Here is a 13,723-nt window from a genome sequence, read left to right as displayed (position 1 = left end):
TACGGCAATACTGATGGCGAAACTCCCCTTAGGCACCCAGCGCGGCGGCGACCGCACGATCGCGGTCCTCGACATCGGCACCTCCAAGGTGGCGGCGCTGATCGCCCGCATTGGCAGCGACGGCATGCCCCAGGTGATCGGCACCGGCCAGAAGCCCTGCGCCGGGCTCAAGCGCGGGCTCGTCACCAGCTTCGAGAAGACCGAGGCCGCCATTCGCGGCGCCATGGACCAGGCCGAGCGCGCCGCCAATGTCCAGGTCGAATTCGTCCATGCCTCGATCTCGGCCGGCGGGCTGCAATCGAACGTCGCCACCACCGAGATCGACATCGCCGGCGCCAGCATTACCCCGGCCGACATGGACACGCTGCGCATCGCCGGCCGCGAGGCGATCCGGCCCGGCAACCGCACCGTCGTCCACGCCCAGCCGGCGCTCTATGCGCTCGATGGCCAAGCCGGCGTCGAATCGCCGATCGGCTTCCATGCCGACCGGCTGGGGATGGACATCCATGTCGTCACCGCCGACACGCCGCCGCTCAGGAACCTCGACCGCGCCATCAAGAACGCCCATCTCGGCCTGCGCTCGCTCGTCGCCTCGCCGCTCGCCGCCAGCCTGAGCACACTGGAGCAGGAGGAGCGCGACCTTGGCGTGGCGCTGATCGAGATCGGCGCCGGGGTGACGACGGTAGCGGTCCACAAGTTCGGCATGCTGGTCGGCGTCGCCACCATCCCGATGGGCGCCAACGACATCACCGCCGACATCGCCTCCACCTTCGCCACCCGTCTCGCCGATGCAGAGCGGCTGAAGGCGCTGGAAGGCGCGGCGATCGCCACAAGCAAGGACAATAGCGAGATCATCGAGCTGCCGCCGATCAGCGAGGAAGGCATGAGCGAGCCGGTGCGGGTGCCGCGCGCCCAGATCATCGCCGTCATCCGCCAGAGGCTGGACATGATCTTTACCGGCGTCGAGGAACAGCTGGCCGGCCTTGGCTTCACCGGCCCGCGCGCCCGCCAGGTGGTGCTCACCGGCGGCGGCGCCGAATTGCGCGCCATCGCCGAATATGCGCAGGGGCTGCTGGGCCGCAATGTTCGCGTCGGCCGGCCGCACGGACTGGCCGGGCTGCCGCCGGCCCAGTCCGGTCCGGCCTTCGCTACGCTGGCCGGTCTGGTGCTGTTCGCGGCCGCCGAAGAGCCTGATATCTGGCACAATCCGCCCAGCCAGCGGGCGGGTCCGGAACGCACGGGCATGCGCGCTGCGCTCGAGCGATTGCGAAAGAGCTTCTGATCCACCCTTTACGCACCAAACAATAGATATAGTATGCAATACGGCCTGGGAGACACGATATGCTGGAGTTCGAACGCACTGAATTGACCGAGCTGAAGCCCCGGATCACTGTCATCGGGGTGGGCGGCGCCGGCTGTAACGCGGTCGCCAACATGATCGCCGCCGACCTCCAGGGCGTCGACTTCATCGTCGCCAACACCGATGCCCAGTCGCTCGCCGCCAGCAAGGCCGAGACCCGCATTCAGCTCGGCATGAAGATCACCCAGGGGCTGGGCGCCGGCGCCCGTCCCGAGATCGGCCGCGCCGCCGCCGAGGAGACTCTGGACCAGCTCGAGACCAGCCTTGATGGCGCGCACATGTGCTTCATCGCCGCCGGCATGGGCGGCGGCACCGGCACCGGCGCCGCGCCGGTCGTCGCCCGGGCGGCACGCGAGCGCGGCATCCTCACCGTCGGCGTCGTCACCAAGCCCTTCACCTTCGAGGGCTCCAAGCGCATGCGCGCGGCCGAGGAAGGCATTGCCGAGCTGCAGAAGGTCGTCGACACGCTGATCGTCATCCCCAACCAGAATCTGTTCCTGATCGCCAATGCCTCGACCAGCCTGATCGATGCCTTCGGCATGGCCGACCAGGTGCTGCACCAGGGCGTGCGTGGCATCACCGACCTGATGATCCTGCCCGGCCTGATCAACCTCGATTTCGCCGACATCCGCACTGTCATGTCCGAGATGGGCAAGGCGATGATGGGCACCGGCGAAGCCAGCGGCGACCGCCGGGCGCTGGAGGCGGCCGAAAAGGCCATCGCCAACCCGCTGCTCGACGAAGTGTCGATGCGCGGCGCCAAGGGCGTCATCATCAACATCACCGGCGGCCCGGACCTGACGCTGATGGAAGTCGACGAAGCCGCCACATACATCCGCGACATGGTCGACCCCGATGCCAACATCATCGTCGGCTCGGCCTTCAACAAGGACCTTGAGGGCACGATGCGCGTTTCGGTCGTCGCCACCGGCATCGACGCCGCCGTCCGCTCCGAGCCGGCGCGCACCCCGCCGAGCCGCCCGCGCAATGAACCGGCCGTCACCACCCAGCCGAGCATCTTCGCCACCGCGCCGGCGATCATGCAGCCCGGCCATGAGCCGACCGCCGCCAGCCAGGGCACGCCGCTGACGGGCGCCGCGCCCCAGCCGGCCGAACCCGAAGTCGAGGCCCCCGTCACCGCGCGCCAGGCCGAGGACGAGGAAATCGATCTCGGCAGCCTCGCCGAGCGGGTGAGCGAGGACGGCCCGGCCGAAAGCTATCGCTTCACGCCCAAGGTGGCGCCGGCCGCCGCCCCCGTGGTGCCGATCGCCGCTGCCCGCCCGATCCCGCCGGTCGCGGAGCCGGCGCCCGAGCCCGAGCCGGAAGCCCGTGCGCCGACGCTGTTCGAAAAGATGCTCGGCCTCACCAGCCCGAGCCGCCCCAAGCCCACCCCGCCCGCCACGCTCGCCCCCGAGCCGACAACGCGCGAGCCGGACGTGGAAATCCCGCCCTTCTTCAAGCGGCAGGTGAATAACTGAGGCCGTGCCGCCGGGGCCAGTGCCCCGGCCGCCTCTTTCCTGGCCACCGGGGTATTGCGCCGCCTCCGCGCGTACACAGGCCATGGTAACCAAGCCCGCCTCTCCCGCCGCGATCGCCCTGTCCCGCTTCGGGCTCGGCGCGCGGCCCGACGAGCCGGCCCCGGTTCGCCCACAAACGTGGCTGCTTGATCAGCTGGGGCAGTTCGATCCCCGCCCCGCCGCGATCGCCGCCACGCCGGGCAGCGCCGAGGCCGCCGCCGCCTTCCGGCGCTACATCGGCGACCGCCAGCCCGTCGCCTCGCGCAAGGACGCCGCTCAAAGTCTCCGCCAGGAAATTCGCCGCCAGTACCGGGACGATTACGCCGCCCATGTCCGCGCCCGGCTGGCGGTAGCGCTCGACACGCCGGCGCCGTTCGCCGAGCGGCTCGTGCATTTCTGGGCCAATCACTTCGCCGTCTCGGCCGACAAGCTGGCGGTCATCGGGCTGGTCGGCACGCTCGAATTCGAGGCCATCCGCCCGGCGCTGCTCGGCCGCTTCGAAGATATGCTGCTGGCCGTCACCCGCCACCCGGCGATGCTGCTCTATCTCGACCAGGCGCAATCGATCGGCCCCGGCTCGCGGCTGGCGCAGGCAGCGACACGGCGCGGTCGCCGGCGCGTCCCCGGCCTCAACGAGAATCTGGCGCGCGAAATCCTCGAACTGCACACGCTCGGCGCCGGCGCCGGCTACACCCAGGCTGATGTCCAGGCGCTGGCACAGGGGCTGACCGGCTGGAGCGTCGGCGGCTTCGTCCGCCGGCCCATCGGCATCGAGGCCCCCGACGGTGCCTTCGTCTTCCAGCCCGGCTGGCATGAACCCGGCACGCGAACTTTGCTCGGCCAGCGCCATGCCGAAGCGGGCGAGGCGCAGGGCCGCGCCATGCTGCTGGCGCTGGCCCGCGATCCGCGCACCGCCCGCCATCTCTGCACCAAGCTCGCCCGTCATTTCGTCGCCGACGTGCCGTCGTCCGCGCTGGTCGACCGGCTGACCGCCCGCTGGACCGCCACCAACGGCGACCTCGCCGCCGTCAGTCGCGCGCTGGTCGAGGCGCCCGAGGCATGGCAGCCGGCGACCAAGTTCAAGACGCCGTGGGACTGGATGGTGTCGGCGCTGCGCGGTGTCGGCCAGCGCGAGGTCACCGGCCCGCGCGTCATGGCCATGCTGAACGCGCTCGGCCAGCCGGTCTGGCGGCCGGGGTCGCCGGCCGGCTGGGACGATGTCGCCGCCAGCTGGGCCGCCCCCGATGCGCTGATGCGGCGGGTGGAGACGGCCAGCCGCCTCGCCGCCACACTGGGGGACCGTGTCGACGCCCGGCAACTGGCGCCGAAGCTGCTGCCCGGCGTACTCACCGCTGCCACCGCCGAGGCCGTTGCGCGCGCCGAAAGCCCGGCCCAGGCGCTGGCGCTGCTGCTGGTGTCGCCCGAATTCCTGCGGAGAGCGTGATGATCGACCTGAGCCGCCGAAATATTCTCGCCGGTCTCGCCGGCAGCCTCGCCATTCCCGGCCTGGCGCTCGCCGCCCCCGCTACCGACCGCCGGCTGGTGTTCATCGTCCTGCGCGGCGCCATGGACGGCATCGCCACGCTGATGCCGGTCGGCGACCCCGCCTATGCCGCGCTGCGCGGCAGCTTCGGCCCGCCCCCCGCCGCCGGCGCGCCGCTGACGCTCGATCCGATGTGGCAGCTGCACCCGGCCCTCGCCGAAGTGGGCATGCTCTACGGCCGCGGCGAGGCGGCCTTCGTCCACGCCGTCGCCTCGCCCTACCGTGAGCGCTCGCATTTCGAGGCGCAGAATGTCCTCGAGACCGGCGGCACCGCCGCCTATGCGCTGAAGGACGGCTGGCTCAACCGGCTGCTGCCGCTGCTGCCCCGCGCCGAGCCGGCGGTGGCGATCACGCCGACCGTGCCGATGCTGCTGCGCGGCCCGGCGCCCGCCACCTCCTACGCCCCCTCGCAGCTCCCGGACGCCGATGCCGCGCTACTCGCCCGCGTCGAGGCGCTGTACCAGGATGACGCCCAACTCCACGCGCTCTGGGGCCAGGCCGTCGACGCGCGCCAGACCGCCGGCACCGACGGCCAGGGCCGCGCCAATCCCGCCGCGCTCGGCAAAATGGCCGCCACCTTCCTCGCCAAGCCCAATGGCGCCCGCGTCGCCGTCATCGAGATCGGCGGCTGGGACACCCATGCCAACCAGCCCGGCCGGCTCACCGCCCAGCTGCGCCAGCTCGATGCCACCATCGCCGCGCTGCGCACCGGCCTCGGCCCCGCCTGGGCCGACACGCTGGTCATCGCCGCCACCGAATTCGGCCGTACCGCCCGCCCCAACGGCACCGGCGGCACCGACCATGGCACCGGCGGCGCCGCCCTCCTCGCCGGCGGCACACTGGCGAAGGCGCAGGTGATCGCCGACTGGCCGGGCCTTGCCCCGGCGCAGCTCCACGAAGGCCGGGACCTGCGCCCGACGCTCGACCTGCGGGCGCTGCTCGCCGGGCTCGCCGCCGAACAATTCGGGCTCGATCCGGCGCGGGTCGCCCGCACCGTCTTCGCGCCCGACGTCCGCCCGCTTACGGGGCTGGTGCGGGCGTAAGCGCCAGCCGGCCGTCGCCCTCGTCCACCGCCACCCGGCTGCCATCGGGCACGCTGCCGGACAGGATCAGATCGGCCAGCGGGTCCTGCAGATGCCGCTGCACCGTCCGCTTCAGCGGCCGCGCGCCATAGACCGGATCATAGCCGACCCGCGCCAGCCAGCGCCGCGCCGCGTCGGTGAGGTCGAGGACAATCTTGCGGTCCTTCAGCAGCGCCTGCACCCGCGCCACCTGCAGATCGACGATCGGCGCCATGGCGCTCTCGCCGAGCCGCTGGAACAGCACGATCTCGTCCAGCCGGTTGAGGAACTCGGGCCGGAAATGCCCGCGCACCACCTCCATTACCTGCGCCTCGGCATCCGCCACCGGCTGGTCGTCGCGCAGCGCCGCAATATATTGCGAGCCGAGGTTGGAGGTCAGGATGATCAGCGTGTTGGTGAAGTCCACCGTCCGCCCCTGACCGTCGGTCAGCCGGCCGTCGTCGAGCACCTGCAGCAGCACGTTGAAGACATCGCCGTGTGCCTTCTCGACCTCGTCGAACAGGACAACCTGATAGGGCCGGCGCCGCACCGCCTCGGTCAGCACCCCGCCTTCCTCATAGCCGACATAGCCCGGCGGCGCGCCGATCAGCCGCGCCACCGAATGCTTCTCCATGAACTCACTCATGTCGAGCCGCACCATCGCACGCGGGTCGTCGAACAGGAAAGTCGCCAGGGCCTTGGTCAGCTCGGTCTTGCCGACCCCCGTCGGCCCCAGGAACAGGAAGCTGCCCAGCGGCCGGTTCGGGTCCTGCAGCCCGGCGCGCGCCCGGCGCACCGCCGCCGATACCGCCCGCACCGCCGCACCTTGCCCGATCACCTGTGCCGACAGGATGCTCTCCATCTTCATCAGCTTGTCGCGCTCGCCCTCGAGCATCCGGTCGACCGGAATGCCGGTCCAGCGCGAGACCACCGCGGCGATATCGTCGGCCGTCACCTCCTCGCGCACCATGGCCTCGCTGGTCGCCTGCTCGGCCTCCACCAGCTGGCGTTCCAGCTCCGGAATGCGGCCATAGGTCAGCTCGCCGGCCTTGGCATAGTCGCCCGCCCGCTGCGCCTGCTCCACCTCCAGCCGCGCCGCATCGAGCGCTTCCTTGATCCTGGTGGCGCCCGCCAGCTTGTCCTTCTCCGCCGTCCAGCGCAGCGTCAGCGCGCCGGACTGCTCCTCCAGCCCGGCCAGCTCGCTGCGCAGCGCCTGCAGCCGGTCACGCGACGCCGCATCGCTCTCCCGCTCCAGCGCCGCGGCCTCGATTTTCAGCTGGACGATCCGCCGGTCGAGCGCCTCCACCTCCATCCGCAGCCGCGACGACGCCTCGTCCATCAGGTCGATCGCCTTGTCCGGCAGGAACCGGTCCGAGATATAGCGGTTGGAGAGCGTCGCCGCCGCCACGATCGCCCCGTCGGTGATCCGCACGCCATGGTGCAGCTCATATTTCTCCTTCAGCCCGCGCAGGATCGAAACGGTGTCCTCCACCGTCGGCTCGCCGACCATCACCGGCTGGAAGCGCCGCTCCAGCGCCGCATCCTTCTCGACATATTTGCGATACTCGTTGAGCGTCGTCGCGCCGATGCAGTGCAGCTCGCCGCGCGCCAGCGCCGGCTTCAAGAGGTTCGAGGCATCCATCGATCCCTCCGACGCGCCCGCGCCGACCAGCGTATGCATCTCGTCGATGAACAGCACCACGTCCGAGCCCTCGGCGCGCACCTCGTCGAGCACACCCTTCAGCCGCTCCTCAAACTCGCCGCGATATTTGGCCCCGGCAATCAGCGCCCCCATGTCGAGGGACATCAGCCTCTTGTCCTTCAGCCCGTCCGGCACATCGCCATTGGCGATGCGCAGCGCCAGCCCCTCGACCACCGCCGTCTTGCCGACGCCCGGCTCGCCGATCAGCACCGGATTGTTCTTGGTCCGCCGCGCCAGCACCTGGATCGTCCGCCTGATCTCCTCGTCGCGGCCGATCACCGGATCGAGTTTGCCGTCGCGCGCCGCCTGGGTCAGGTCGCGCGCATATTTGTTCAGCGCATCAAAGCCTTCCTCGGCCCCGGCGCTCGAAGCCGTCCGGCCCTTGCGCGCCGTTTCGATCGCCGTGTTCAAGGCCTGCGCGGTCACCCCCGCCGTCGCCAGCGCCTTGCCGGCCGCCGTCGTCGTCGCCAGCACCAGCGCCGTCAGCAGCCGCTCGACCGTGACGAACTCATCCTTGGCCTTGCCGGCCAGCTGCTCGGCGGAATCGAGAATCCGTACCGTGTCATTGTCCCAGGCCAGCTGCTGGGCGCCGCTGCCCGATACCTTGGCGATCCGCGCCAGCGCCGCATCCACCTCGCGCTCCGCCACCGCCGGGTCGCCGCCACCGGCCCGCACCAGCCCCGCCGCCATGCCCTGCTGGTCCTCCAGCAGCGCCTTCAACAGATGCTCGGGCGCCACCCGCTGATGCGAGTTGCGGATCGCCACGGTCTGCGCCGCCTGCAGAAACCCCTTCGCCCGGTCGGTGAATTTGTCGATGTTCATGGCGTCGTCCTCCAGTTGTCCCGGATATGGTGTGCCATTTATGCCACACAAGCGTGGCCCGGATTATTTCTTGAACAGCCCGAAAACCAGCCCGCCCACCGCGCCGGACAGGATCATCAGCGCCTGCCCCTCGCCGCTGCGCGCCCCGGCAATCGGCGTCATCCCGAAGAAAAAATGCATCAGCCCCAGCGCCGCCGCCACCGCCACCGCGCCCGCCAGCGGATACGCTACCGCCCGCACAACAGCCGGCGCCCGCCGCCCCAGCCACGCCGCCACCGGAAACGCCACCCCGAACCCCAGCGCGATCACCGCCGCCAGCGCCGGCGCCAACCCCCTCAGGTCGAACGCCATCGTCTCCAGCCGCACCCGCCCCGGCAACGCCACCCCCAGGTCCAGCAACCCCTGCTGCACCATCAGCGAATGGCTGAAACTGACCAGCACCGTGGCCACGACCACCGAAACAAGGAACCGAACTACCAGCATGGCGCGACGCTACGCCCGTGGGTGCGAAACAGGAAGGGAATAGCCTCCGGCGGCTGGGGGCGCAGGCCCCAGACCCCATCACGGGGCCGGCCCACCGCCATTGTGGCGGAACGAGCCCATTCACGGGGTCTGGGGGCTCCGCCCCCAGCCGCCGGAGGCCCCTTCTTCCCCCCTCCCCTTTCCTCTACCGTCGCCCCAAAGGAGACGGCGATGACAAGACGACACTGGATGGCCCTGCTCATCGCCACGGCAAGTATCCCGGCAACGGCGGCCGAGCGGGTCGAGGTCAAGGCGCGCGGCCTCGATCACCCATGGAGCCTGGCGTTCCTGCCCGATGGCCGGGTGCTGGTCACCGAGCGGCGCGGCGCGTTGCGGGTGATCGGCACGAACGGGCGGCTCGGCACGGTAACGGGCGTGCCGGCAGTGTTTCATGAAAGCCAGGCGGGGCTGTTCGACGTGGTGCTGCACCCGCGTTTTGCCGATAATCGGACGCTCTACCTGTCCTATGCCAAGGGGACGGCGCGCGCCAACGCGACGGTGATCGCCCGGGCCCGGCTGGAGGGGGATCGGCTGATCGATGTGAAGGAGATATTCCGCAACACGCCCGCCAAATCGGGGCCCGTGCATTTCGGCGGGCGGATGGCGTTCCTGCCCGATGGCTCGCTGGTAATGGGCACCGGGGACGGCTTCGATTACCGCGAGCAGGCGCAGGTCACGGCATCGGGATTCGGCAAGATGGTTCGGATCGGCGGCAGCGGCGAGATCCCGGCCGACAATCCGTTTCGCGGCTCGGCGGTGTGGAGCTATGGGCACCGCAACCCGCAGGGGCTGGCCGTCGATCCGGAGACGGGGCGGTTATGGGCGCACGAGCATGGCCCGCGCGGCGGCGACGAGGTCAATCTGATCGTCAGGGGCGGCAATTATGGCTGGCCGGTAGCGACCCACGGCGTCGATTATTCGGGCGCCAGCATCAGCCCGTACAAGAGCTACAAGGGCATGATCGATCCGCGCGTCGTCTGGGTGCCGTCGATCGCGCCGTCGGGGCTGGCTGTCTATCGCGGCGCGATGTTCCCGGCCTGGCGCGGCAATCTGATCGTCGGCGGGCTGGTCTCGCAGGATGTCCGCCGGATCGTCCTCGATGCCAAGGGCAAGCTCCTGCACCAGGCGCGGATCGTCCCCCAGGTCAGCGCCCGCATCCGGGACGTCCGGGTGGCGCCGGACGGCGCGCTGTGGCTGACCACCGACGAACCCGATGGCCAGGCGCTGCGCATTTCACAATGACCGGATCGCCGCGTCGAGGCGCGCGCGGTCGGCATCGCTGACAAAGGCCTGGCGGGCCCGCGCGGCGGCTTCCTCGGCCATTGCGCCGGCGGGCTTGCCAAAGGCGTCGGGCAGTAGCCGTCCCAGCGCCGCAAGCGCCTTTTGCAACCGGACCTGCACCTCGACGATACTGGCGCTGTCCCGCACGATCGGCTGAAACGCATCCTCGATCAGATCCGCGTCACAGATCGCCGGCACGAAGATGCGCGGGTGCTCGGGCTCACGCCTTTCCGGCGTCCATTGCGCCAGAATGCGCACGAGACGGCCGATGACATCGATCGCGGTCCCCGGATCGTTGACCGCCGGCGATAGCGCCCGCGAGGCGATCTCGGACAACACGATCAGCCCGAAGCGCGGGTCCTGGTCGAAGTTGCGGTTGTCGGCGATCGTGAACGCCCCACGCAACCGGCCGATGATCGCCTCGGCCTCCACGCCGAGCGTGCCGACGACATGAAACAACGGCGTCGCCGGGCTGACGAAGCTCCCCGGCACATCCTCGATCCACAAGGTCAGGTCATGGGTGTCGGCACAGTCGGACAACGCCCCGATATCGATATGCTGGACATAGCCGATCTTGTCCGCGGTCACCGGAATGGCCATCAGAGGCGGGCGATGCGTCGCCTCCTGCCCGCCCAGAAACGGGTTTTCGGCGCGGTGGCAGATCGCCTTGGTCGCAGCGCTTTCCACCCGTTCCAGCGTATCGCCAATCCGGCCGAAGTGCATGATATGATTGATCCACTGCAGCAGCGCCACCACTACCAGCACGATGATGACGAGAGTGGCGAAAAACAGCGCCACCCGCCCCTCCGCACCATAGGCATTGGCCGACAGCGCGATGATGCCGACCAGGCTGAACAGAAAGGCGCCGACGAAGATCGACAGCACATTCTGCGTCGTCGGGTCCTCGGCGAGCAGCCGCGAGGCACGCGGCGTGGCCGCATCCGCCGCCGAGGAAAAAGCCTGCACAGCCACCGACAGCGAGAAGGTGACCACCGCCAGCATCGACGACGCAAGGATCGTCAGGATCGGCGCAACAGCGTCCGATCCGAGCGCTTCGCCCAGGCGCGTCGGAATGAACCGGGCCAGATAGATTCCGGCCAGCGCCGTGATGACGCCGAGCAGCCCGATCAACGCCGATCGCACCCAGATCTGGCGCAGCATCTGCCGGACCAGCCAGGCCGATCTCCCGATCACGGGCGAAAACGCAAATACATCATGCCCCAAGGACTAGGGCGCAGATGCAACGGCGGCAAGATCAGCGCGGCTGGGGCGTCAGCGGCGTGTCGGTCTTCAACCCCCGCAGCACGGTGTTGATCAGCTTCGCATTGTCCCATTCCGGCTTGCGCGGCGGGTTGTTGCCGACCCGCAGCACGATCAGCTGCTGCGACGGCACGATATAGACGATCTGGCTCGAATTGCCGTCGAACATCACCACGTCATCGGCCAGATAAGGCTCGGAATGCAGTACCTTCGGACCCGGCCGCTTCGCATTGGCGAAGCCGCGCCGCTCAATATAGCTGCCGCCCAGCCACAGCCCCATCCCGTACCAGGGGTTCTCTGCCGTCCCGGTTTTCATCGCCGCCACATAGCCCGGCGGCAGCAGCCGCTTGCCGTCCCACACGCCGTCCTGCGCCACCAGCATCGCCATCCGCGCGAAGGTCTGCGCCGGCAGCAGCGCGCAGCAGCCGCTGTGCGCCGTCCCGCCCTCGCGGTTGACCCAGACCTGCCCGCCCGGCGCGCCGATCGGCGTCAGCACCTCGGTGCCGATGAACTCCGCATAGCGCCGCCCGGTCGCCCGCTCGATGACCACCGCCACCAGCTCGGCATTGGCATTCGAATATTCATAGATGCTGCCCGGCTTGTCGGTCAGCGGATATTCGTCGATGATGATCTCGTCATGATGCGGGTGGAGATAGGCCCGGCTCCACATGTTCATCGGCTCCATGCTGACCCCCTGCGCCAGCAGCCCGGTCCGCATGTCGAGCAGATGCCGGATCAATATCTCGCCCTGCGGCTTGCCCTTCCACTCGGTGATGAAGTCGCTCGCCGGCTGATCGACACTCTTGATCTTCCCCAGCACGATCGCCCGGCCGATCGCCAGCGCGGTGATCGGCTTGGCCAGCGACTTGGAGGTGATCAGGCTGTCGGCCGTCAGGTCGCCGAAATATTTCTCGGCCACCACCTTGCCCTTGTGGATGACCATGAACGCCTGGCTGTTGTTGGCCCCGGCATAGGCCTCGGCCTCGGCCAGCGCGGCGGCGCTGATCCGGCTGTCCCGCGCCTTCGGCAGCGGCTTCGCCTTGGCGCCGGGAACAACCTCCAGCGGCGAATAGGCATCGATGCCACCGGCACCGTCCACCGCGGTCCGCTCGAACCGCTGCTTGTAGACGGCCTCGGCCTCGGGCGAATAGGTCTTCGCCATCAGCGGCGAACAGATGATTGCCGCCACCGCGACCAGAACCGATTTCTGCATGACACTCCCCAACATCCCACCCAGTCGTGACGCCCCCCGGCGCCCCCCCCAACCCCCCCCCCCCCCGTGACCGGGGGGCGGATAGGCGGTGGGGGAGGCGGGCGGGGCCCGGCCCCGGGGGTAAGATCGCGCCCGAGGCAAAAACCGCGAGGGGCACCATGGGTCAATATTCGAAGTCCAGCGTGATATCGGGCTGGCTGGTCGCCATATTGTTCGTCACCCACGCCCAGATGACCGCGCTGCTTGCTCGCTCGGACCGGTTCCAGGCGCTGCGCGAAGACTATCGCGGCATCCATTACCTGCTCGGCACGCTGGTGTTCGCCGCCGTCATCTGGCGCCTGATCGCCTGGCGACGGGACGGCGCGGTCGCCCCCGCCCCCGGCGTCCCCGTCTGGCTGCACCGCCTCGGCCGCGCGCTGGCCTTCATCTCCTATATCCTGCTCCTCCTCGCCCCCTTCCTCGGCGTCATCTACGCCTGGTCGGACGAGCTGGTGATCCACATCGGTCCGCTGACCCTGCCCACGCTGATGGAGCGGGATCGCGGCGTCTGGATGTTCACCGGCTATTTCCACTCCGGCCTTGGCTTCATGAACCTCACCCTGTCGCTCGGCGCCATCGTCGCCACCGGCTGGGGGCTGCTCCGCCACGGCAAGGGCCTCATCGCCCTGTTCCCGCCCGGCTACGGCATCCAGGTCCTGCTCGGCATGTCCGGCACCGTCTACAATTTCGCCACCTTCCGCTCGCCCGAGCCCGGGCCGCGCGCCGTCGCCATCTTCTGGGCGATCTGCGCCGTCGTCTGGGGCGTCAGCCGGCTGATCCACCGCAACCGCACAACCGCAACCCGCGCCACCTCGTCCCCGTCGTTCCTGGGCCGCGCCGCCGGCCCCGTCGTCGCCACCCTCCTGCTGCTGCTCGGCGCCGCCGGCCCGTGGCTGCTGTTCCGCGTCACCCCCTGGCCCATGGGCGTCAAGGTCGCCGCCGAAGAAGGCGTCACCTCGCACCTCGTCCGCGCCAACCACCCGGACGCGCTCAAGGCGCCCACCCCGCCCACCCCCTTCGAGGACAAGGTGAAGGTCGAAACCTACAAATGGTGCCGCTTCTGCCACACCGTGGAGAAGAACGGCCACCACCTCGTCGGCCCCAATCTCTACAACATCTTCGGCCAGAAAGCGGGCACCGTCCCCGGCTACACCTACTCCACCGCCCTCGCCGCCGCCGGCGACAAGGGCCTGGTCTGGACCGACGAACGTATCGCCTGGTTCATCGCCGATCCGCAAAAGCACCTCCCCGGCACCTCGATGATCATCTCCTCCGGCCCCATCCCGGACCCCGAAGTCCAGAAAGCCGTCGTCAACCTGCTCCGCCGCGACACGATGGCCGACGCGCAGTAGAGGGGCCTCCGGCGGTCAAAAGGGCCTCCGGCGGCGGGGGGGGGCGGCCCC

Annotated in this window: 10 protein-coding genes; 6 read left to right on the top strand and 4 right to left on the bottom strand. The window is 69.7% G+C overall.

The genetic code is table 11. The features are described 5' to 3' along the window. The first annotated feature begins 13 nt into the window (after positions 1 to 13). The 4 genes from ftsA to ACTIFJ_RS04700 all read left to right on the top strand — a co-directional run bounded on the left by ftsA (position 14) and on the right by ACTIFJ_RS04700 (position 5,463). Positions 14 to 1,282 (top strand): cell division protein FtsA, encoded by a 1,269-nt coding sequence (gene ftsA / locus ACTIFJ_RS04715; RefSeq protein ID WP_439532938.1) that lies wholly within the window; start codon positions 14 to 16, stop codon positions 1,280 to 1,282. Between the two features lie 59 nt (positions 1,283 to 1,341). Further along, positions 1,342 to 2,838 carry a cell division protein FtsZ gene (gene ftsZ / locus ACTIFJ_RS04710; RefSeq protein WP_439532937.1) on the top strand — a complete coding sequence of 499 codons (1,497 nt, stop codon included), beginning with the start codon at positions 1,342 to 1,344 and terminating at the stop codon, positions 2,836 to 2,838. An 82-nt stretch (positions 2,839 to 2,920) separates the two neighbouring features. Next, positions 2,921 to 4,321 (top strand): DUF1800 domain-containing protein, encoded by a 1,401-nt coding sequence (locus tag ACTIFJ_RS04705; RefSeq protein ID WP_439532936.1) that lies wholly within the window; start codon positions 2,921 to 2,923, stop codon positions 4,319 to 4,321. Next, positions 4,321 to 5,463, top strand: coding sequence for a DUF1501 domain-containing protein (locus ACTIFJ_RS04700; RefSeq protein WP_439532935.1), 1,143 nt, complete (start codon positions 4,321 to 4,323; stop codon positions 5,461 to 5,463). The genes ACTIFJ_RS04705 and ACTIFJ_RS04700 overlap by 1 nt, the downstream gene beginning before the upstream one ends. On the opposite strand, the gene clpB is transcribed toward ACTIFJ_RS04700, so the two are convergent. After that, positions 5,441 to 8,005: an ATP-dependent chaperone ClpB gene (gene clpB, locus ACTIFJ_RS04695; protein WP_439532934.1), complete on the bottom strand. Its 2,565-nt coding sequence runs from the start codon at positions 8,003 to 8,005 to the stop codon at positions 5,441 to 5,443. The two genes, ACTIFJ_RS04700 and clpB, sit on opposite strands and share 23 nt — an antisense overlap. Positions 8,006 to 8,068: 63 nt before the next feature. Continuing rightward, positions 8,069 to 8,488 (bottom strand): hypothetical protein, encoded by a 420-nt coding sequence (locus ACTIFJ_RS04690; RefSeq protein WP_439532933.1) that lies wholly within the window; start codon positions 8,486 to 8,488, stop codon positions 8,069 to 8,071. Between the two features lie 210 nt (positions 8,489 to 8,698). On the opposite strand from ACTIFJ_RS04690, the gene ACTIFJ_RS04685 reads away from it, so the two are divergent. Then, positions 8,699 to 9,769: a PQQ-dependent sugar dehydrogenase gene (locus tag ACTIFJ_RS04685; protein ID WP_439532932.1), complete on the top strand. Its 1,071-nt coding sequence runs from the start codon at positions 8,699 to 8,701 to the stop codon at positions 9,767 to 9,769. Here ACTIFJ_RS04685 and ACTIFJ_RS04680 read toward each other — a convergent pair. After that, positions 9,761 to 11,002, bottom strand: a complete 1,242-nt coding sequence (locus tag ACTIFJ_RS04680) for a DUF2254 domain-containing protein (RefSeq protein ID WP_439532931.1) — start codon at positions 11,000 to 11,002, stop codon at positions 9,761 to 9,763. The genes ACTIFJ_RS04685 and ACTIFJ_RS04680 overlap by 9 nt on opposite strands. 61 nt (positions 11,003 to 11,063) lie before the next feature. After that, positions 11,064 to 12,281: a serine hydrolase domain-containing protein gene (locus tag ACTIFJ_RS04675; RefSeq protein ID WP_439532930.1), complete on the bottom strand. Its 1,218-nt coding sequence runs from the start codon at positions 12,279 to 12,281 to the stop codon at positions 11,064 to 11,066. Positions 12,282 to 12,439: 158 nt separating this feature from the next. Here ACTIFJ_RS04675 and ACTIFJ_RS04670 point away from each other — a divergent pair, with 158 nt between their 5' ends. Further along, positions 12,440 to 13,672: a c-type cytochrome gene (locus tag ACTIFJ_RS04670; RefSeq protein ID WP_439532929.1), complete on the top strand. Its 1,233-nt coding sequence runs from the start codon at positions 12,440 to 12,442 to the stop codon at positions 13,670 to 13,672. Positions 13,673 to 13,723: the final 51 nt, after the last annotated feature.

This window comes from Polymorphobacter sp., from assembly GCF_051860865.1.
Lineage (GTDB): Bacteria > Pseudomonadota > Alphaproteobacteria > Sphingomonadales > Sphingomonadaceae > Sandarakinorhabdus.
Note: the sequence above shows the minus strand (reverse complement) of the source record. Positions and strands in the feature narration are given on the sequence as shown.

Coding starts and splice junctions, on each gene's coding strand:
- ftsA (WP_439532938.1), top strand. CDS start 14: ATGGCGAAACTCCCCTTAGGCACCCAGCGCGGCGGCGACCGCACGATC.
- ftsZ (WP_439532937.1), top strand. CDS start 1,342: ATGCTGGAGTTCGAACGCACTGAATTGACCGAGCTGAAGCCCCGGATC.
- ACTIFJ_RS04705 (WP_439532936.1), top strand. CDS start 2,921: ATGGTAACCAAGCCCGCCTCTCCCGCCGCGATCGCCCTGTCCCGCTTC.
- ACTIFJ_RS04700 (WP_439532935.1), top strand. CDS start 4,321: ATGATCGACCTGAGCCGCCGAAATATTCTCGCCGGTCTCGCCGGCAGC.
- clpB (WP_439532934.1), bottom strand. CDS start 8,005: ATGAACATCGACAAATTCACCGACCGGGCGAAGGGGTTTCTGCAGGCG.
- ACTIFJ_RS04690 (WP_439532933.1), bottom strand. CDS start 8,488: ATGCTGGTAGTTCGGTTCCTTGTTTCGGTGGTCGTGGCCACGGTGCTG.
- ACTIFJ_RS04685 (WP_439532932.1), top strand. CDS start 8,699: ATGACAAGACGACACTGGATGGCCCTGCTCATCGCCACGGCAAGTATC.
- ACTIFJ_RS04675 (WP_439532930.1), bottom strand. CDS start 12,281: ATGCAGAAATCGGTTCTGGTCGCGGTGGCGGCAATCATCTGTTCGCCG.
- ACTIFJ_RS04670 (WP_439532929.1), top strand. CDS start 12,440: ATGGGTCAATATTCGAAGTCCAGCGTGATATCGGGCTGGCTGGTCGCC.